The organism is Mycobacterium sp. URHB0044 (genome assembly GCF_000620625.1).
Taxonomy (GTDB): Bacteria; Actinomycetota; Actinomycetes; order Mycobacteriales; family Mycobacteriaceae; genus Mycobacterium.
Genome location: NZ_JIAW01000011.1, coordinates 1 through 17558, shown reverse-complemented (window position 1 = coordinate 17558; position 17558 = coordinate 1). Strand labels below are relative to the sequence as shown.

General features: G+C 67.8%; 17 protein-coding genes and 1 pseudogene. 10 read left to right on the top strand and 8 right to left on the bottom strand.

Going from position 1 to position 17558, the window contains the following annotated elements; all coding sequences use genetic code 11:
* Positions 1-59: 59 nt before the first annotated feature.
* Positions 60-1016: a heme A synthase gene (locus tag N536_RS0121465; protein ID WP_029115491.1), complete on the top strand. Its 957-nt coding sequence runs from the start codon at positions 60-62 to the stop codon at positions 1014-1016.
* Here N536_RS0121465 and N536_RS0121460 read toward each other — a convergent pair.
* A complete protein-coding gene (locus N536_RS0121460) occupies positions 966-1904 on the bottom strand; it encodes a RimK family alpha-L-glutamate ligase (RefSeq protein ID WP_029115490.1) in 939 nt (312 codons plus the stop codon). The two genes, N536_RS0121465 and N536_RS0121460, sit on opposite strands and share 51 nt — an antisense overlap.
* An 18-nt stretch (positions 1905-1922) precedes the next feature.
* On the opposite strand from N536_RS0121460, the gene N536_RS0121455 reads away from it, so the two are divergent.
* Together N536_RS0121455 and arfB are read left to right on the top strand one after the other, a co-directional pair.
* A complete protein-coding gene (locus N536_RS0121455) occupies positions 1923-2897 on the top strand; it encodes a quinone oxidoreductase (RefSeq protein WP_029115489.1) in 975 nt (324 codons plus the stop codon).
* 32 nt (positions 2898-2929) lie between these two features.
* A complete protein-coding gene (gene arfB / locus N536_RS0121450; protein WP_029115488.1) occupies positions 2930-3361 on the top strand; it encodes an alternative ribosome rescue aminoacyl-tRNA hydrolase ArfB in 432 nt (143 codons plus the stop codon).
* Here arfB and N536_RS0121445 read toward each other — a convergent pair.
* The gene (locus N536_RS0121445) at positions 3358-4275 is read right to left on the bottom strand and encodes a heme o synthase (protein WP_029115487.1); all 918 of its coding nucleotides are present in this window, start codon (positions 4273-4275) and stop codon (positions 3358-3360) included. The two genes, arfB and N536_RS0121445, sit on opposite strands and share 4 nt — an antisense overlap.
* Before the next feature lie 208 nt (positions 4276-4483).
* Here N536_RS0121445 and tkt point away from each other — a divergent pair, with 208 nt between their 5' ends.
* The 6 genes from tkt (at position 4484) to N536_RS0121415 (ending at position 11398) form a co-directional block, all read left to right on the top strand.
* Positions 4484-6577, top strand: coding sequence for a transketolase (gene tkt / locus N536_RS0121440; protein ID WP_029115486.1), 2094 nt, complete (start codon positions 4484-4486; stop codon positions 6575-6577).
* 34 nt (positions 6578-6611) lie between these two features.
* A complete protein-coding gene (gene tal / locus N536_RS0121435) occupies positions 6612-7730 on the top strand; it encodes a transaldolase (RefSeq protein ID WP_029115485.1) in 1119 nt (372 codons plus the stop codon).
* Positions 7727-9268 (top strand): glucose-6-phosphate dehydrogenase, encoded by a 1542-nt coding sequence (zwf, locus tag N536_RS0121430; protein WP_029115484.1) that lies wholly within the window; start codon positions 7727-7729, stop codon positions 9266-9268. The genes tal and zwf overlap by 4 nt, the downstream gene beginning before the upstream one ends.
* A 72-nt stretch (positions 9269-9340) precedes the next feature.
* Positions 9341-10270, top strand: a complete 930-nt coding sequence (opcA, locus tag N536_RS0121425) for a glucose-6-phosphate dehydrogenase assembly protein OpcA (RefSeq protein WP_029115483.1) — start codon at positions 9341-9343, stop codon at positions 10268-10270.
* Positions 10267-11004 (top strand): 6-phosphogluconolactonase, encoded by a 738-nt coding sequence (pgl, locus tag N536_RS0121420; RefSeq protein ID WP_029115482.1) that lies wholly within the window; start codon positions 10267-10269, stop codon positions 11002-11004. The genes opcA and pgl overlap by 4 nt, the downstream gene beginning before the upstream one ends.
* Before the next feature lie 19 nt (positions 11005-11023).
* A complete protein-coding gene (locus N536_RS0121415; RefSeq protein ID WP_029115481.1) occupies positions 11024-11398 on the top strand; it encodes a hypothetical protein in 375 nt (124 codons plus the stop codon).
* Positions 11399-11407: 9 nt separating this feature from the next.
* On the opposite strand, the gene ppc is transcribed toward N536_RS0121415, so the two are convergent.
* Entirely contained in the window at positions 11408-14203 is a 2796-nt protein-coding gene (gene ppc, locus N536_RS0121410) for a phosphoenolpyruvate carboxylase (protein WP_029115480.1), read from the bottom strand.
* A 131-nt stretch (positions 14204-14334) separates the two neighbouring features.
* On the opposite strand from ppc, the gene N536_RS0121405 reads away from it, so the two are divergent.
* Positions 14335-14589 (top strand): hypothetical protein, encoded by a 255-nt coding sequence (locus N536_RS0121405; protein WP_155948677.1) that lies wholly within the window; start codon positions 14335-14337, stop codon positions 14587-14589.
* A gap of 7 nt (positions 14590-14596) precedes the next feature.
* Here N536_RS0121405 and N536_RS39100 read toward each other — a convergent pair whose 3' ends face one another.
* The 5 genes and pseudogenes from N536_RS39100 to N536_RS42275 all read right to left on the bottom strand — a co-directional run.
* Entirely contained in the window at positions 14597-15085 is a 489-nt protein-coding gene (locus tag N536_RS39100; protein WP_051574670.1) for a hypothetical protein, read from the bottom strand.
* Positions 15086-15107: 22 nt separating this feature from the next.
* Positions 15108-15344 carry a preprotein translocase subunit SecG gene (secG, locus tag N536_RS0121395; RefSeq protein WP_029115478.1) on the bottom strand — a complete coding sequence of 79 codons (237 nt, stop codon included), beginning with the start codon at positions 15342-15344 and terminating at the stop codon, positions 15108-15110.
* 45 nt (positions 15345-15389) lie between these two features.
* Positions 15390-16175, bottom strand: coding sequence for a triose-phosphate isomerase (tpiA, locus tag N536_RS0121390; RefSeq protein ID WP_029115477.1), 786 nt, complete (start codon positions 16173-16175; stop codon positions 15390-15392).
* A gap of 46 nt (positions 16176-16221) precedes the next feature.
* Positions 16222-17451 (bottom strand): phosphoglycerate kinase, encoded by a 1230-nt coding sequence (pgk, locus tag N536_RS0121385; protein ID WP_029115476.1) that lies wholly within the window; start codon positions 17449-17451, stop codon positions 16222-16224.
* Between the two features lie 2 nt (positions 17452-17453).
* Positions 17454-17558 (bottom strand): annotated as a pseudogene (locus N536_RS42275) (type I glyceraldehyde-3-phosphate dehydrogenase); the annotation flags it as partial.

The following is a 17558-nucleotide window of genomic DNA, read 5'->3' as shown; positions in this document are numbered from 1 at the left end:
ACGGTCACCAGCGACTCCCACTACTACAGGTCGTAGTTGGGATGCTCTACGATCGGGCGATGCCCGTCGGACGGTTGTTGCTGCGACTGGTGGACGTGCTGCCGATGCCGAGCCTGCGGACGCAGCGGCTGGTGGCATTCGCGGTCATTCTGACTCAGGGCGGCATCGCCGTCACCGGCGCGATCGTCCGCGTAACCGCATCCGGCCTCGGCTGCCCCACGTGGCCGCAATGCTTCCCCGGCAGCTTCACGCCGGTCCCCGTCGCCGAGGTCCCAGTGATCCATCAGGCCGTCGAGTTCGGCAACCGGATGATCACCTTCCTCGTCGTGCTCACCGCGGCGCTGGCGGTGCTCACGGTGACGCGTGCCCGCCGCCGCCGCGAGGTCCTGTTCTACGCCTGGCTGATGCCCGCCTCGACGGTCGTGCAGGCGGTGATCGGCGGAATCACGGTGCTGACCGGGCTGCTGTGGTGGACCGTCGCGATCCACCTCATCGCCTCGATGACGATGGTCTGGCTCGCGGTGCTGCTGTACGTGAAGATCGGCGAATCCGATGACGGGGTCCCCGCGCTGCGCGTGCCGAAGCCGTTGCGCTGGTTGACCGTGCTCATCGCCGTCACGCTCTCGGCCGTACTCGTCACCGGAACGCTGGTGACGGGTGCTGGGCCGCATGCCGGCGACAAGAGCGTCGAACAGCCCGTGCCGCGGTTGCAGGTCGAGATCACCACATTGGTGCACCTGCACTCGACGCTGTTGATCGCGTACCTGTCGCTCGTCGTCGCCACGGGTTTCGCACTTCTCGCGGTGCGCGCGCCGCGGCCCGTCGGGCTGCGCTGGGCCGTGCTGGTGGCGCTCGTCTGCGCGCAGGGTCTCGTCGGCGCCGTGCAGTTCTTCACGGGCGTGCCTGCCGCGCTCGTTGCCGTCCACGTCGCCGGGGCGGCCGCGTGCACGGCAGCCACCGCGGCGCTATGGGCGTCGATGCGAGAACGGGCCGAGCCCGAGCCGGTCGAGCGCTGACTCGACGGCGAGCGCGAACTCGCGCTGCTGCAAGCCACGGTCGGCGTCGCCGAGCTGGCGCCAGCCCAGCGACGGCTCGACCAGTTCCAACTCCAGCAGCCGCGGGTCCTGCCGCCCGCCGATGACGTCGACGCGGGCGTAGAGGAATTCCGACGCCGCGATGCCCAGGTGCGCTGCCGCGGCGGCCAACGCGGCATGCCCGACGTCCCACAGCTCGAAGTCGGGGTCGGCGGGCCGCAACGACTCCTCTGCGTATGTTCCGCTGTCGTCGAAGACTGGCTTGCTTCCCGGTGCAGGCAGGATCGGACCCTTGGTGAACGCGTGCGACTGGCGACCGGCGAGGAAGACCAGCGCCGTCTCGCCGTCGGCGATCCGCGGATCGTAGGGCTGCACCAGCACGGTGCGTCCGTCGGACTGCAGCGCCGCGGCGTGCGCGCGCGCCGCGTCGGCATCGGTGAAACGTTGTGCACCAAAGGATCCCGCACCGACCGCGGGTTTGACCACGACCTCGCCACCAAACGGGTCCACCGCTTCGCCGGGGCCGAAGAAGCGGCTCGGCACCGTCGGCACCCCGGCCGCAGCGAGGTCGGCCAGGTAGCGCTTGTCGACGTTCCAGGCCACCACGTCCGGCGCGTTCAGCAGGTTGGGCACCCGCCGCGTCCAGGCCAGGAACTCGTCGCGCCGGTCGATGTAGTCCCACGTGGCGCGCAGGACGACCAGATCCGCACGCTCCGTCTCGGGATCGTCCCAAGCCAGCCAGCGGGCGTGCAGTCCGCGCGCCCGCAGCGCCTCGACCAAGCCGTCGTCGTCGCCGTCCCCCTCGACGAGGGCGCGGCAACCTGCGAAGACGATGCGGGGATGGCGGACATCGGGCCTGGCGAGTTTCACCTTGGAATGATAGGTGGCATGCACGCCATCGAAGTCGCCGAAACCGGCGGTCCCGAAGTCCTGAACTATGTCGAGAAGCCGCAACCCTCCCCCGGCCCGGGCCAGGTGTTGATCAAGGCCGAAGCCATCGGCGTCAACTTCATCGACACCTACTTCCGCTCCGGTCAGTACCCGCGCGAGGTGCCGTTCGTGGTTGGCACCGAGGTGTGCGGCACCATCGCCGCGGTCGGGGACGACGTCGCCGCGCTCAGCGTCGGCGACCGGGTGGTCACGGCACAGGCGGACGGCGCCTATGCCGAGTTCTGCGTCGCACCAGCCGATTTCGTCGCGTACGTGCCCGACGGCGTGCCCGCGGAGGTGGCCGCGTCGTCGCTGCTGAAGGGCATGACCGCCCACTACCTGATCAAGTCCACGTACCCGGTACAGCAGGGCGACACGGTGCTGCTGCACGCCGGGGCAGGCGGGGTCGGCCTGATCCTCACGCAATGGGCCACCAGCATGGCCGTGCGGGTTATCACCACGGTGTCGACGCGCGAGAAGGCCGAGCTGTCCCGCCGGGCGGGCGCCGTGGAGGTACTCGACTACCCCGACGACCCCGCCGAGTTCGGCGCATCGATCCGGGAACTGACCGGTGGCGACGGGGTGGCGGCGGTGTACGACGGCGTCGGCGCGTCGACGTTCGACGCCAGCCTCGCGAGCCTCGCGGTGCGCGGCACCCTCGCCCTGTTCGGTGCGGCCAGCGGACCGGTGCCGCCGGTGGATCCGCAGCGGCTCAACGCCGCGGGGTCGGTGTTCCTGACCCGGCCGACGCTGGCGCACCACACCCGCACGGCCGACGAGTTCGGCTGGCGCGCCGGCGAACTGCTCGACGCGATCGCCAAGGGCACCCTCGACATCACGGTCAGCAATCGGTACCCACTCGCCGATGCCGCCGACGCGCACCGCGACCTGCAGGGTCGCAAGACCGTCGGCTCGGTGGTGTTGGTGCCCTAACGGGTGCCCAACGGCGTTCTACGCTTGTCGGCGTGGCCGAGGACCTGATCGTGACGCGCACCCTCGTGGTCCCCGCGCGCGATCTGAGCGAACGGTTCTCGCGATCGTCGGGCCCCGGCGGGCAGGGCGTCAACACCGCCGACAGCAGGGTCGAGTTGTCGTTCGACGTGGCCCGCTCGCCGGCGATACCGGAGCACCTGCGCCATCGAATGCTGTGCCGTCTGAGCGGCCGGCTCACCGACGGCGTGCTCACCGTCACCGCGAGTGAGCATCGCGCGCAACTGCAGAACCGCGCGGCGGCCCGCGAACGCATGGCGGGTCTGCTGCGCGCTGCCGCGGCCGCGCCCGCCCCCATCCGACGGCCGACCAAGCCCACCAGGGGCTCGAAGGAACGCCGGCTCGCGGAGAAGAAGCGGCGAGGCACCACCAAGCAGGGGCGCCGCGGAAGCTGGGACGCGACCTAGCCGAAGACCGTCGGCAACGCCAGCGCAGAGTCGACGGCGAGTGCGCAGAAGACGACGGCCAGATAGTTGTTCGACTGCAGGAACAGGCGCAGCGGCTTGACGGGTTCCCCCCGCTTGACGCCGGAGTACAGCTGGTGGGCCATCGTCAGGAACCACGCGCCGGCCAGCAGCGCCACCGACGCGTACAGCCAGCCGGTCGCCAGCGCCAGCGCCAGCGTCGTCACGACGGTCAGCCAGGTGTAGATCAGGATCTGCCTGGTGACCTGCAACTCGGTGGCCACCGTCGGCAGCATCGGTACGCCTGCGGCCTTGTAGTCGTCCTTGTAGCGCATGGCCAGCGCCCACGTGTGCGGCGGCGTCCAGAAGAAGATGACGGCGAACATCACCAGCGCGGGCCACTGAATGGTGCCGGTCACCGCCGACCAGCCGATCATCACGGGCATGCAGCCGGCCGCGCCGCCCCACACCACGTTCTGTGACGTGCGGCGCTTCAGCAGCAGCGTGTAGACGAACACGTAGAACGCGATCGTGGCGACGGCCAGCAGGCCCGACAGCAGGTTGGTGGTCCACCACAGCCAGAAGAACGAGCCGACCGACAGCACCAGGCCGAATACCAGCGCGTTGCGGGTGGGCACCGACGCGCGCGCCAGCGGCCGCCGGGCAGTGCGCTTCATCACCTTGTCGATGTCGGCGTCGGCCACGCAGTTCAGCGTGTTGGCGCCTGCAGCGGCCAACAAGCCGCCGACCAGCGTGTTCAGGATGAGCAGCGGGTCGACGGTGCCACGGTGCGCCAACAGCATGGCGGGAATGGCGGTGACGAGCAGCAGCTCGATCACGCGCGGTTTGGTCAGCGCCACATAAGCCAGGAACGTGGTGGGGGTTCGGCTCTGCGCGACGCGCTCGCGAATGCTCACGCAGTTGACTCCTCGGTGGTTCACGGCAGCGCGCAGCTTCTACTACAGACGATGGTAGACCGCGATCCGGCGGTTCGAACAATGCAGGGTCGGTTCGCCCGTAACGACGGGATTGAATGCACGCCAACTCGTGGGATGCGTCCTGCGGGCCGCAAGCGTTCCGCATTAGGGTGAACATGACCGGCTTGCCTACCCGAGGAGTGAGTTCGTGACCACCGTGGAAGAGATCTCCGCACTCACCCGTCCGAACCACCCGGACGACTGGACCGAGCTCGACTCGGTCGCCGTCGACACCGTGCGCGTTCTGGCGGCTGACGCCGTGCAGAAGGTCGGCAACGGCCATCCCGGCACGGCGATGAGCCTGGCCCCGCTGGCGTACACGTTGTTCCAGCGCGCGATGACGCACGACCCCAGCGACGTGCACTGGTTGGGACGCGACCGCTTCGTGTTGTCCTGCGGGCACAGCAGCCTGACCCTCTACATCCAGCTGTACCTGGGTGGTTTCGGCCTGGAGCTCGAAGACATCGAGTCGCTGCGCACCTGGAAGTCGAAGACGCCGGGGCACCCGGAGTTCCGCCACACCAAGGGCGTGGAGATCACCACCGGCCCGCTGGGCCAGGGCCTGGCATCGGCGGTCGGCATGGCGATGGCGTCCCGCTACGAGCGCGGCCTGTTCGATCCCGACGCAGCACCGGGCACCAGCCCGTTCGACCACTTCATCTACGTGATCGCCTCCGACGGCGACATGGAGGAAGGCGTGACCAGCGAGGCGTCGTCGCTGGCCGGCACGCAGCAGCTCGGCAACCTCATCGTGTTCTACGACCAGAATCAGATCTCGATCGAGCACGACACGAACATCGCGCTGTCCGAGGACGTTCCGGCCCGCTACCGCGCGTACGGCTGGCACGTGCAGGAAGTCGAGGGCGGCGAGAACGTCACTGGAATAGAACAAGCCATCGAGGCCGCGCGCGCCGTCACCGACAAGCCGTCGTTCATCTCCGTGCGCACCATCATCGGTTATCCCGCCCCCACCAAGATGAACACCGGCGGGGTGCACGGCTCCGCGCTCGGCGACGAAGAGGTGGCCGCCACCAAGCGCGTGCTCGGCTTCGATCCCGACAAGACGTTCGAGGTACGTCCGGAGGTCATCGAGCACACCCGCAAGCTGGTGGACCGCGGCAGGGAAGCCCACGAGAAATGGCAACCGGCGTTTGACGCATGGGCTGAGCGCGAACCCGAACGCAAGCAACTGCTGGACCGGCTGCTTGCCCAGGAACTGCCCGACGGCTGGGACGCCGACATCACGTACTGGGAGCCAGGGTCCAAGCCGCTGGCCACCAGGGCTGCGTTCGGCCAGGTGCTCAACGACGTCGCGCCGAAGCTGCCCGAATTGTGGGGCGGCTCAGCCGATTTGGCGGGCAGCAACAACACGACCATCAAGGGCGTGAAGTCGTTCGGTCCGCCGTCGATTTCGACGTCGGACTTCACCGCGGACTGGTACGGCCGGGTGCTGCACTTCGGCATCCGCGAGCACGCGATGGGTTCGATCCTGTCCGGCATCGTGCTGCACGGGCCCACCCGGGCCTTCGGTGGCACCTTCCTGCAGTTCTCCGATTACATGCGCCCCGCGGTGCGGCTGGCGTCGCTGATGGACATCGACACCATCTACATCTGGACGCACGACTCGATCGGACTGGGTGAGGACGGCCCCACCCACCAGCCGATCGAGCATCTCGCGGCGCTACGGGCCATCCCCAACCTGTCCGTGGTGCGTCCCGGCGATCCGAACGAGACCGCCTACGCGTGGCGCACCATCGTGGCGCGGGGCGCGGGCAGCGGCCCGGTCGGTTTCATCCTCACCCGGCAGGGCATCCCAGTGCTGGAGGGCACCAGCGCCGACGGCGTCGCAAAGGGTGGTTACGTGTTGGGCGGCGGCAACCCCGCCGACGACGCGGACGTCATCATCATCGCCACCGGCTCGGAGCTGCAGTTGGCCGTGGAGGCTCGAAAGCAGTTGGCGGAGAAGGACATCGTCGCCTACGTCGTGTCGATGCCCTGTGTGGAATGGTTCGAGAGCCAACCGAAGGAGTACCGCGACCAGGTACTACCTCCCACCGTGTCGGCGCGCGTGGCCGTGGAGGCGGCCGTCGCGCAGAGCTGGCACAAGCTGGTCGGCGACACCGGCGAGATCGTCTCGATCGAGCACTACGGCGAATCGGCCGACGACAAGACGTTGTTCCGCGAGTTCGGCTTCACCCCAGAGGCAGTGGTGGCCGCGGCGGAACGATCTCTAGAGAACTAAGACGGATCAACTGACAACCGACTAAGGAGCACCAATGACTCAGAACCCGAATCTCGCGGCGCTGAGTGCCGCGGGCGTATCCGTATGGCTCGACGACCTCTCGCGTGACCGGTTGCAGACCGGCAACCTGCAGAACCTGATCGACACCCGCAGTGTCGTCGGTGTCACCACGAACCCGTCGATCTTCCAGGCGGCGCTGTCGAAGGGGCATGCCTACGACGCGCAGGTCACCGAGCTCGCCGAGCGTGGCGCCGACGTCGACGCGACCATCCGCACCGTCACCACCGACGACGTCCGCAACGCCTGTGACGTGCTGGCCAAGGCCTACGAGTCCTCCGGTGGCATCGACGGCCGGGTGTCCATCGAGGTGGACCCGCGGCTCGCGCACGACACCGACAAGACCATCCTGCAGGCCATCGAGCTGTGGAAGATCGTCGATCGGCCCAACGTCCTGATCAAGATCCCGGCCACCGAGGCGGGCCTGCCTGCCATCACCGCGGTCATCGCGGAGGGCATCTCGGTCAACGTCACGTTGATCTTCTCCGTCGAGCGGCACGAGGCCGTGATGGACGCGTACCTCAGCGGTCTGGAGAAGGCGAAGGAAGCCGGCCACGACCTGAGCAAGATCCACTCCGTCGCATCGTTCTTCGTCTCCCGCGTGGACACCGAGATCGACGCCCGGCTGGACAAGATCGGCACCGACGAGGCGCTGGCGCTGCGCGGCCAGGCGGGCGTGGCGAACGCGCGGCTGGCGTACAAGGCGTACGAGGACGTGTTCGTGGGTGGCCCGCGCTTCGAAGCGCTCAAGGCCGACGGGGCGCGGGTGCAGCGCCCGCTCTGGGCGTCGACGGGCGTGAAGAACCCCGACTACTCCGACACGTTGTACGTCACCGAACTGGTGGCGCCCAACACGGTGAACACGATGCCGGAGAAGACGCTCGAGGCGGTCGCCGATCACGGTGTCGTCACCGGCGACACGGTGTCGGGCACGTCCGTGGCGGCGCAGGAGGTGTTCGACAAGCTCGAGGCCATCGGCATCGACCTCACCGACGTCTTCCTGGTGCTGGAGAACGAGGGCGTCGACAAGTTCGAGAAGTCGTGGCAGGAACTACTCGAGGCCACTGCCGGCCAGTTGGCTGCCGCCGCCAAATGAGCAGCGCTGGGTCTGCCGGCTGGGTGAACCCGCTGCGCGACAAGCGTGACAAGCGCCTGCCGCGCATCGCGGGACCGTGCGCGGTGGTCATCTTCGGCGTGACGGGTGATCTGGCCACCAAGAAGCTGATGCCCGCGATCTACGATCTGGCCAACCGTGGCCTGATGCCGCCGACTTTTTCGCTGGTGGGTTTCGCGAGGCGGGACTGGGCCGACGAGGACTTCGGCGACATCGTCCTGAAGGCGGTGCGGGCCCACGCCCGCACGCCCTTCCGCCAAGAGGTCTGGGACCGGCTGAACGAGGGCATCCGCTTCGTCCAGGGCACGTTCGACGACGACGACGCGTTCGTGCGGTTGGCCGACACGCTGGCCAAGCTCGACGCCGAGCGTGGCACCGGCGGCAATCACGCGTTCTACCTGTCGATTCCGCCGAAGGCGTTCCCCACGGTGTGCGAGCAGCTGTCCAAGTCGGGGCTGGCTCGACCCGAGGGTGAGCGGTGGAGCCGCGTCGTCATCGAGAAGCCCTTCGGCCACGATCTGGAAAGTGCCCGCTCCCTCAACCAGGTCGTCAACAGCGTCTTCCCCGAGTCGTCGGTCTTCCGCATCGACCACTACCTGGGCAAGGAGACGGTGCAGAACATCCTGGCGCTGCGCTTCGCCAACCAACTGTTCGATCCCATTTGGAACGCCCACTACGTGGACCACGTCCAGATCACGATGGCCGAGGACATCGGTCTCGGCGGCCGCGGCGGGTACTACGACGGTGTCGGCGCCGCACGCGACGTCATTCAGAACCACTTGACGCAACTGTTGGCGCTGACGGCAATGGAAGAGCCGGTCAGCTTCAGTCCCGCCGAACTGCAAGCCGAGAAGATCAAGGTGCTCTCGGCCACCCGGCTCGCGGAACCGTTGGACGAGAACACGTCTCGCGGGCAATACACCGCGGGCTGGCAGGGCGGCGAGAAGGTGGTCGGCCTCCTCGACGAGGAGGGTTTCTCGAAGACCTCCACCACCGAGACCTTCGCCGCCATCACCCTCGAAGTCGACACCCGACGGTGGGCCGGGGTGCCGTTCTACCTTCGCACCGGAAAGCGGTTGGGGCGCAGGGTGACCGAGATCGCGCTGGTCTTCAAGCGTGCTCCCCACCTGCCGTTCGACGCCACGATGACGGACGAACTCGGCAAGAACGCATTGGTGATCCGGGTTCAGCCCGACGAAGGGATCACGCTCCGGTTCGGCTCCAAGGTGCCGGGCCACGCGATGGAAGTCCGCGACGTCAACATGGACTTCTCCTACGGTTCTGCGTTCGCCGAGGACTCCCCCGAGGCCTACGAACGATTGATCCTCGACGTCCTGCTCGGCGAGCCGTCGTTGTTCCCCGTGAACCAGGAGGTCGAATTGTCTTGGGAGATCCTTGATCCCGCACTCGAGTACTGGGCAACGCACGGCAAGCCCGACCCGTACGAGTCGGGAGGCTGGGGCCCCGATTCGGCGATGGAGATGCTGAGGCGGACCGGCCGGGAATGGCGGCGGCCGTGATTTCCGAAGGCGACGACGAGTGAGCATCGCAGCGAGGTACGAGCGAGGAGCGGAACGAGAAGGAGCCGAGCAATGATCGTCGACCTTGCCGCCACCACGACCAACGAGGTCAACAAGAAGCTGGTCGGCCTGCGCGAAGAAGGCGGCGCATTCACGATGGCGAGGGTGCTCACCCTGGTCATCGCACCCGACAGCGAGGCCATGCTCGAGGAGTCCATCGAGGCGGCCAACGCCGCAAGCCGTGAGCATCCCTGCCGGGTGATCGTCGTCCTTGCCGTGAACCGTGATGCCCCGGACGCCAAACTCGATGCGCAGATCCGGGTGGGCCACGATGCCGGGGCCGGCGAGGTCGTGGTGCTCAAGCTGTCCGGACCGCTGGCCGCGGAGGCCAGTAGCGTCGTGATGCCCTTCCTGCTGCCGGACACTCCGGTGGTGGCGTGGTGGCCGGATCTCGCTCCCGTCGTCCCGGCTCAGGATCCGTTGGGACAGTTGGCGATCCGCCGGATCACCGACGCCACCTACGGAGCAGATCCGCTGGCCTGCATCAAGAGCAGGCTGCAGGGCTACACCCCGGGTGACACCGACCTCGCGTGGAGCCGGATCACGTACTGGCGGGCGATGCTGACGTCCGCACTGGATCAGGGCCCGCACGAACCGATCCAGTCGGCCGTCGTGTCGGGGTTGAAGACCGAACCGGCACTGGACATCCTGGCGGGCTGGCTGGCGAGCCGGATCGACGGGCCGGTGCAACGCGCCGTCGGCGAACTCAAGGTCGAGTTGGTGCGCAACAGCGAGACCATCACGTTGAGTCGGCCGCAGGAGGGCGTCACGGCTACGTTGACCCGCACGGCCAAGCCGGACGCGCTTCTTCCGTTGGCGCGCAGGGAGACCCGCGAATGCCTCGCCGAGGACATGCGCAGGCTCGACGCGGACGAGATCTATCTCTCCGCGCTGCAGGGCATCGACAGGGTGCAGTACCTGCCGGAGGGCAGCCAATCATGACCAACTCGGTGCTGACCTACCCCGACACGGCCACGCTGGTCGCTGCCGCCGGCGACCGGTTGGCCGAGGAGATCGTGTCCCTCGTGGAGTTCCGCGGTCGCGCCTTGATCGTGCTGACCGGCGGCGGTACGGGCATCGGACTGCTCAAGCACGTCGGCGAGCATGGCAAGGGAATCGACTGGTCGCGGGTTCACCTGTTCTGGGGCGACGAGCGCTACGTCCCCGCCGACGACGACGACCGCAACGACAAGCAGGCCCGCGAGGCGTTGCTCGACCACATCGACATCCCCGCGGCCAACGTGCACACGATGCCGGCCAGCGATGGCGAGTTCGGCGACGACATCGACGCCGCCGCGTTGGCATACGAACAAGTGCTGGCCGCGACCGCAGCACCGGGCGATTCGGAACTGAGCTTCGACGTCCACCTGCTCGGAATGGGCGAGGAGGGACACGTCAATTCACTGTTCCCCCACACACCGGCAGTGCGCGAGACGAGCCGCATGGTGGTTGGAGTCACCGACTCCCCCAAGCCTCCGCCACGGCGGATCACGTTGACACTGCCCGCCGTTCAGCGTTCCCGCGAGGTCTGGGTGGTGGCCTCCGGTTCCGGCAAGGCCGACGCGGTAGCCGCCGCCATCAACGGTGCCGACCCCGTCGACGTTCCCGTCGCGGGAGCAGTGGGCCGCGACGCCACGGTGTGGCTCCTCGACGAAGCCGCCGCGGCAAAGCTATAACCGTCGCATACTGACTTCCATGGCAGACAAAGGTGTTGGTCGGCGCCCGAACCCGGCACGGCAACGGATCAAGACGTTGACGCAGGCCGCGCTGAACGCCGACGTCACCGTCGAACAGGTGGACACCTTGCTCACCGAACTCGGCGAGACGCTGACCGACCTCGACAAGTCGACCAGCAGCCTCGACGCCACCCTCGTTCGGTTCAACGACACCATCACCCGCATCGACGAACTGGCTCCCCGACTGATCGGCGTCGTCGAGCGTCTCGAGGCGATCGTGGACCGCGTCGAACGCATCGTCGGCCTCGGCGAGTCGGTGATCGCCCCGTGGTCGGCGACCGAGAACGCGGTACGCGGCGCCGTCAACGCGGTGCGCAAGACCACGGGACTGTAGGCGGCCGGCTCAGCCGCTGTTGCGCAGGGCGGTGGCCAACCCACTCATGGTCAGCAGGATGCCGCGCTGGACCAGCTCATCGGTGTCCCCGGACCGGAACCTGCGCAACAACTCGACCTGCAGGTGGTTGAGCGGCTCGAGGTACGGGAACCGGTTGAAGACCGACCGCGCCAGGGCCGGGTTGTCGGCCAGCAGGTCGTCGTGACCGGTGATGAGCTCGTGCATCCGCAGGGTCCGCTGATATTCGGCGACGATCTTGTCGAACACCCTGTGCCGCAACGCCTCATCGTCGACGAGCTCGGCATAGCGTGCGGCCAGACCCATGTCCGCCTTCGCGAGGACCTGCGCCATGTTGGACAGCACCGTGCGGAAGAACGGCCACCGCCGGTACAGGTCCTGCAGCACCTCGAGACGGCCGTCCCCTCCCGCGACCCAGTCCTCGAATGCGGTCCCCGTGCCGTACCAGCCGGGCAGCATGACGCGCGACTGGCTCCAGGCCAGCACCCACGGAATGGCGCGCAGGTCGCTGATCGACGTGGTCGGCTTGCGGGACGTGGGACGGCTGCCGATGTTCAGCGCGCCGATCTCGCTGACCGGTGTGGACGCCTTGAAGTACTCGACGAAACCCGGCGTGTCGTGGACTAGTTCGCCGTAGGCCCGCTGCGCCCTGGCAGCCAGGTCGTCGAGCACTTCGTACGCGGGTTCCGCCGCATCGCCGAGACCCTCGACGTCGAGCAGCGTCGACTCCAGCGTGGCCGCCAACAGCGTCTCCAGGTTGCGCAGCGCCGTGCGGGGCTCGGCGTACTTCGCGGCGATCACCTCACCCTGCTCGGTGATGCGCAGGGAGCCCTTCACCGCTCCCGGCGGCTGCGCGAGGATGGCGTCATAGCTGGGGCCGCCGCCGCGGCCGACGGTACCGCCGCGACCGTGGAACAAGCGCAACCGGATTCCGGTCTTGCGCGCCGACTCCACCAGATCCAGTTCTGCGCGGTACAGCGCCCAGTTGGCCGCGAGGTAACCGCCGTCCTTGTTCGAGTCGGAGTAGCCGAGCATGATTTCCTGGTGCTCGCCGCGGGCGCGCACCACGGCGCGGTACAGCGGAAGGTCAAGCACCGCTTCGAGAATCGACGCTCCGCGCTGCAGGTCGTCGATCGTTTCGAACAGCGGGACGATGCCGACGGGACTGTGGGGTTCATCCCCCGACGCGTCGAGCAGGCCGGCCTCCTTCAGCAGGATCGCCGCCTCGAGCATGTCCGACACCGACTGGCACATCGAGATGATGTAGTTGGGAACCGCGTTGGGCCCGAACACCTTCACCGCTCTGGCCGCGGCTCCCACGATGTCGAGTTCCTTGCGGGCGAGCTCGGACAGTTCGGCACCCGCACCGACGAGCGGCCTGCGGGTGGCCAACTCGGCGACCAGCAGGTCGACGCGGTCGGGCTCGGGCAGCGACCGGTAGTCGGGATGGACGCCTGCCCAGGCGAGTAACTCGGCGACGACTTCCTCGTGCACGTCGGAGTTCTGCCGTAGGTCCAGGCCGGAGAGGTGAAACCCGAAGACCCGCACGGCTTCCCGGAACCGTGCGAGTCGGTCGTCGGCCAGCACGGTGCTTCCGTTCGCCCGCAGCGACGCGTCGACGACGTCCAGATCGGCCTGCAGTTCACCGGGTGTCTCGTATCGCGGCATGCCGAGGTCGAGCAGCCGTTCGGGTTGCCGGTCGAGGATCTCGGCCGCCGTCGCGGTGAGGCGGCCGTGGATGACGCGCAGTGCCCGCCGGTACGGTTCGTCCGCCCTGGCGGGTTCACCGCAGGTGTCGGCGAGGGCGGCCAGTTCGTCGCTGATCTTCACCAGCCGAACCGACATCGACAACTCCTCCTCGAGCGCGGTGAGTTCGTCGAAGTAATGGGCTAGCGCCGTATGCGCCGCGCTGCCGGTGGCCAACCGGACCACTTCGGCGGTGACGTTCGGATTGCCGTCGCGGTCCCCGCCGATCCAGGAGCCAGGCCGCAGGATGGGCTCCGTCAGCAGTTCGGCGTCGGGCCAGCGGGCCTGCAGGGCCGCGCGTACTTCGGCGTTCACCCGTGGAATGACCTCGAAGAAGGCCGCCGGGTAGTACCGCAGCCCGGTCTCGATCTCGTCCTGAATCTTCAACCGCGACAGTCGAATCAGCGCCGTCTGCCACAGGACCAAGATATGGCGGCGCAGTTCCAGTTCGATGCTGCGACCGTCGTCGGTGGTGCTGTGTCCGTGCGCGCGCAGACGCATCAACTCGGTGATGCGGTGCTGGGTGTCGAACACGGTGCGTCGCCGCGTTTCGGTGGGGTGCGCGGTGATCACGGGTGACACCAGTGCGCCGGTCAGCGCGTCGGCAACGGTGGCGGAATCGAGGTCGGCCGATTCGAGCTTCAGGTACGTCGAGGCCAGGCTGCTGTTCTGCGGCGGCTCGCCCGCGGCGACGTGCACGGCGCGGCGGCGTTCCCGGTGGATGTCCTCGGCCACGTTGGCGAGCAGCGCGAAGTGCGTGAAGGCGCGGATGACCGGCAGTGCCTGGTGGATCTCGATGCCGTCGAACAGACCGGCGAGTTCGGCGCGGTCGATTTCCGAACGGCGTACCCGGAACGACTCGACCCTGGCACGTTCGATGAGGTCGAACACCGCTTCGCCGTTCTGTTCACGCACGGTGTCGCCGAGGATGGCGCCCAGCAGGCGGATGTCCTCCCGCATCGGTTCGGTCGCCTCCCGGCCCACCTGCGTGCGGAGCACGGAGCCGATGGGGTCGAGCGCGGTGTCGGGAGCCTCGGCCATGCTTTAAGTATCGTGGCCCGCCCAACGTGCCGCAGGACGAGGGTCCGCGACCTGGGTGTCAACGGTTGCCAGCAACCGGCTCCTGCGCGCATGCTTATGGACACAGCAAACCCAAGAGGTCGGGGGATTCGATGACTACAACCACCACAGGTCTGCGTCGGCTCGTGTTCGCGGTTTCGCTCGCGGTCGGCGGCGTCGTACTCGGTGTGCCCGCGATCGCAAGCGCTGCGCCGTGCCCGGCGGGCACCCGCGCCGCCCAGTGTTGCGTCCAGTACGGCGACATCGCCGGCACGAATCAGACGTGCCGCCACGAGCTGGAGAACGACGGGCTGCTCGGCAACGCGCCCGTCCTCGGTAACCTCCCAGGACTGGGCGGTCTGCTCTGAGCGGCGGTTAGACGGCGCCGGCGAACGCCAATAGGAACATGACCGCAAACGCCAACACGAGTGCGACGACCGTGACGACGACGACCGCCGTCTGCCCGTTGACGGTCTGAGGCGGCGGGCCCAGCGAGCCGGGACTGAAAGTCCATGCGGGCGCCTTGTACTCGAGCTCCACCCACTGCCCCGGTGCAACCATGACCGTGTAGTCGGCAGGACCGACCCGGCTCGGCACGAAGTACGGCGTGTGGACGTGCACGTGATACTGACCCGGTGCCGCGGGCACCACGGTTCGTCCCCAGCCCGCCGACGGCATCTCGTAGCCGTTCACGATCACTTTCGGCTTGACCAGCGCGAACATCCACGCCAATGGCGAGTACGCCGTGGTGACGACGATCCCCTCGCGCGGCTGCGGCGGGTACTGCGGCCCGTAGTGCGGCTGCTGCTGAGGGTATTGGGGGTGTTGCGGGTACTGAGGGTTCCAGTGCTGTGGGCCGCTCATCGCTCGCCCGTTCGCGCGGTGGTTAGGCGCCGTACTTGATCTGCAGCGCCACGCCGATGATCGAGACGACCCAGATGCCGGTGACGAAGTACGTCAGCCGGTCGAGGTTCTTCTCGACGACGGTCGAGCCGGAGAGGCTGGACTGGACGCCGCCACCGAACAGCGTCGACAGGCCGCCACCCTTCGCACGATGCAACAACACCAGCAACACCACCAACACGCTGGTGACGGCCAGAGTGATCTGCAGAGCGAAAACCATGGCCGCCAGACTACCGGGTAGCGGCGAAGATCAGGGCTTCGGGGTTCACGGGAGAGGCCCGCCAGCGGCGATCGCCGACAGGATCGCGAACTGCTCACCGTCCAACGACGCCCCGCCGACCAGCGCGCCGTCGACGTCCTCCTGCGCGACGATCTCGCCCACGTTCTTGGCATTGACGGAACCGCCGTAGAGCACGCGCACGCCCGCGGCGGCCTGCGCTGACGACAGCTCGGCCAGTTCCTTGCGGATGGCCGCGCACACCTCCTGCGCGTCGCCTGCGCTGGCCACGCGGCCCGTACCGATCGCCCACACCGGCTCGTAGGCGATGACGATGGTGGCGATCTGCTCGGCGGTCAGCCCTGCCAGCGAACCCCGGAGTTGATTCACGTTGTGGCTGACGTGGTCGCCGGCCTCGCGGATCTCCAGCCCCTCACCGATGCAGACGATCGGCGTCAGTCCGTGCTTGAGCGCCGCGGCGGCCTTGGCGGCCACCAGCGCGTCGTCCTCATCGTGGTACGTCCTACGCTCGGAGTGACCGACGACCGCGAACGTGCAGCCCAGCTTGGCCAGGAAGGCACCGCTGATTTCCCCGGTGTATGCGCCGGAGTCGTGCTGCGACAGATCCTGCGCCCCGTAGGTGAGCCGAAGCTTGTCTCCGTCGACCAGCGTCTGGACGCTGCGAAGATCGGTGAACGGCGGGATGACGGTGACGTCCACCTTGTCGAAGTACTTGTCCGGCAACGAGAACGCGATCTTCTGCACCAGGGCGATGGCCTCGAAGTGGTTGAGGTTCATCTTCCAGTTGCCGGCAATCAGCGGCTTACGGGCCACGGGGCTCCTCGGTTTCTTCTCGGACTGCGGGGCGGTCGGGACTGCTTCAGGACTGCTCGAGCACTGCGATGCCGGGAAGCGTCTTGCCCTCAAGGTATTCCAGCGACGCCCCACCTCCGGTCGAAATGTGGGAGAAACCGTCCTCGCCGAGGTCGAGTTGGCGTACCGCCGCGGCGGAATCACCGCCGCCCACCACGCTGAAGGCACCCTTGGCGGTCGCGCCGATGATCGCCTCGGCGACGCCCTTGGTGCCCGCGGCGAATGCCGGGAACTCGAAGACGCCCATGGGGCCGTTCCAGAAGATGGTCTTCGCGTTCGACAGCAGCGCCGCGAACCGCTTGACGGACTCCGGGCCGATGTCGAGGCCCATCTTGCCGTCCGGGATCCGATCGGCGGCGACCGTCTCGTGCGGCGAATCCGCGGCAAACCCATCGGCCACCTCGATGTCCACCGGCAGGTGGATGACGTCGCCGTAGGTTTCCAGCAGCTTCTTGCAGGTATCGATCATCTCGACCTGGCAGAGTGAGTCGCCCACCGAAAGCCCTTGTGCGGCAAGGAAGGTGTAGCACATACCGCCGCCGATGACGATGCTGTCGGCCTTGGTCGCCAGGTTCTCGATGACCGCCAGCTTGTCCGACACCTTGGACCCGCCGAGAACCACGGCATAGGGGCGCTCGGTCGAGCTGGTCAACTGCTCGAGCACCTTCACCTCGGTGGCCACCAGCGTGCCCGCATAGTGCGGCAGCAGCGTGGCCACGTCGTACACGGAGGCCTGCTTGCGGTGCACCACCCCGAAACCGTCGGAGACGAAGGCCCCCGGTGAACCGTCGGCACCCTCGACCAGGGCGGCCAGCGCCTTGGCCAACGCCAGCCGTTCGGCGTCGTCCTTGCTGGTCTCGCGAGCGTCGAAGCGGATGTTCTCCAGCAGCAGTACGTCACCGTCGGTGAGGCCCTCGGCGCGCGCCAGCGCGTCGGTGCCGACGACGTCACCGGCGAGCTGGACGTGCCTACCCAGCTGTTCGCCGAGTGCCGCCGCGACGGGCGCCAGCGAATACTTCGGGTCGGGGCCGCCCTTGGGCCTGCCGAGGTGCGCGGTGACGATCACCTTGGCACCGGCGTCGGCAAGCGCCTTCAGCGTGGGCCCCGACGCGATGATGCGGCCGGGATCGGTGATGTTGCCGTCGTCGTCGAGCGGGACGTTCAGGTCGGAGCGCACCAGCACTCCCCGACCCTCGATGCCGCTGGCGAGCAGATCGTCGAGCGTCGAAACTGCCACGGCTAGAGGGACTTACCGACCAGTGCGACGAGGTCGACGAGGCGGTTGGAGTAGCCCCACTCGTTGTCGTACCAGGACACCACCTTGGCCTGGTTGTCGATCACCTT

Excerpts from the sequence above, each read along its gene's own strand:
- N536_RS0121465 (WP_029115491.1), top strand. The coding sequence starts at position 60 with ATGCCCGTCGGACGGTTGTTGCTGCGACTGGTGGACGTGCTGCCGATG.
- N536_RS0121455 (WP_029115489.1), top strand. The coding sequence starts at position 1,923 with ATGCACGCCATCGAAGTCGCCGAAACCGGCGGTCCCGAAGTCCTGAAC.
- tal (WP_029115485.1), top strand. The coding sequence starts at position 6,612 with ATGACTCAGAACCCGAATCTCGCGGCGCTGAGTGCCGCGGGCGTATCC.
- zwf (WP_029115484.1), top strand. The coding sequence starts at position 7,727 with ATGAGCAGCGCTGGGTCTGCCGGCTGGGTGAACCCGCTGCGCGACAAG.
- opcA (WP_029115483.1), top strand. The coding sequence starts at position 9,341 with ATGATCGTCGACCTTGCCGCCACCACGACCAACGAGGTCAACAAGAAG.
- pgl (WP_029115482.1), top strand. The coding sequence starts at position 10,267 with ATGACCAACTCGGTGCTGACCTACCCCGACACGGCCACGCTGGTCGCT.
- N536_RS0121415 (WP_029115481.1), top strand. The coding sequence starts at position 11,024 with ATGGCAGACAAAGGTGTTGGTCGGCGCCCGAACCCGGCACGGCAACGG.
- ppc (WP_029115480.1), bottom strand. The coding sequence starts at position 14,203 with ATGGCCGAGGCTCCCGACACCGCGCTCGACCCCATCGGCTCCGTGCTC.
- N536_RS0121405 (WP_155948677.1), top strand. The coding sequence starts at position 14,335 with ATGACTACAACCACCACAGGTCTGCGTCGGCTCGTGTTCGCGGTTTCG.
- N536_RS39100 (WP_051574670.1), bottom strand. The coding sequence starts at position 15,085 with ATGAGCGGCCCACAGCACTGGAACCCTCAGTACCCGCAACACCCCCAA.
- secG (WP_029115478.1), bottom strand. The coding sequence starts at position 15,344 with ATGGTTTTCGCTCTGCAGATCACTCTGGCCGTCACCAGCGTGTTGGTG.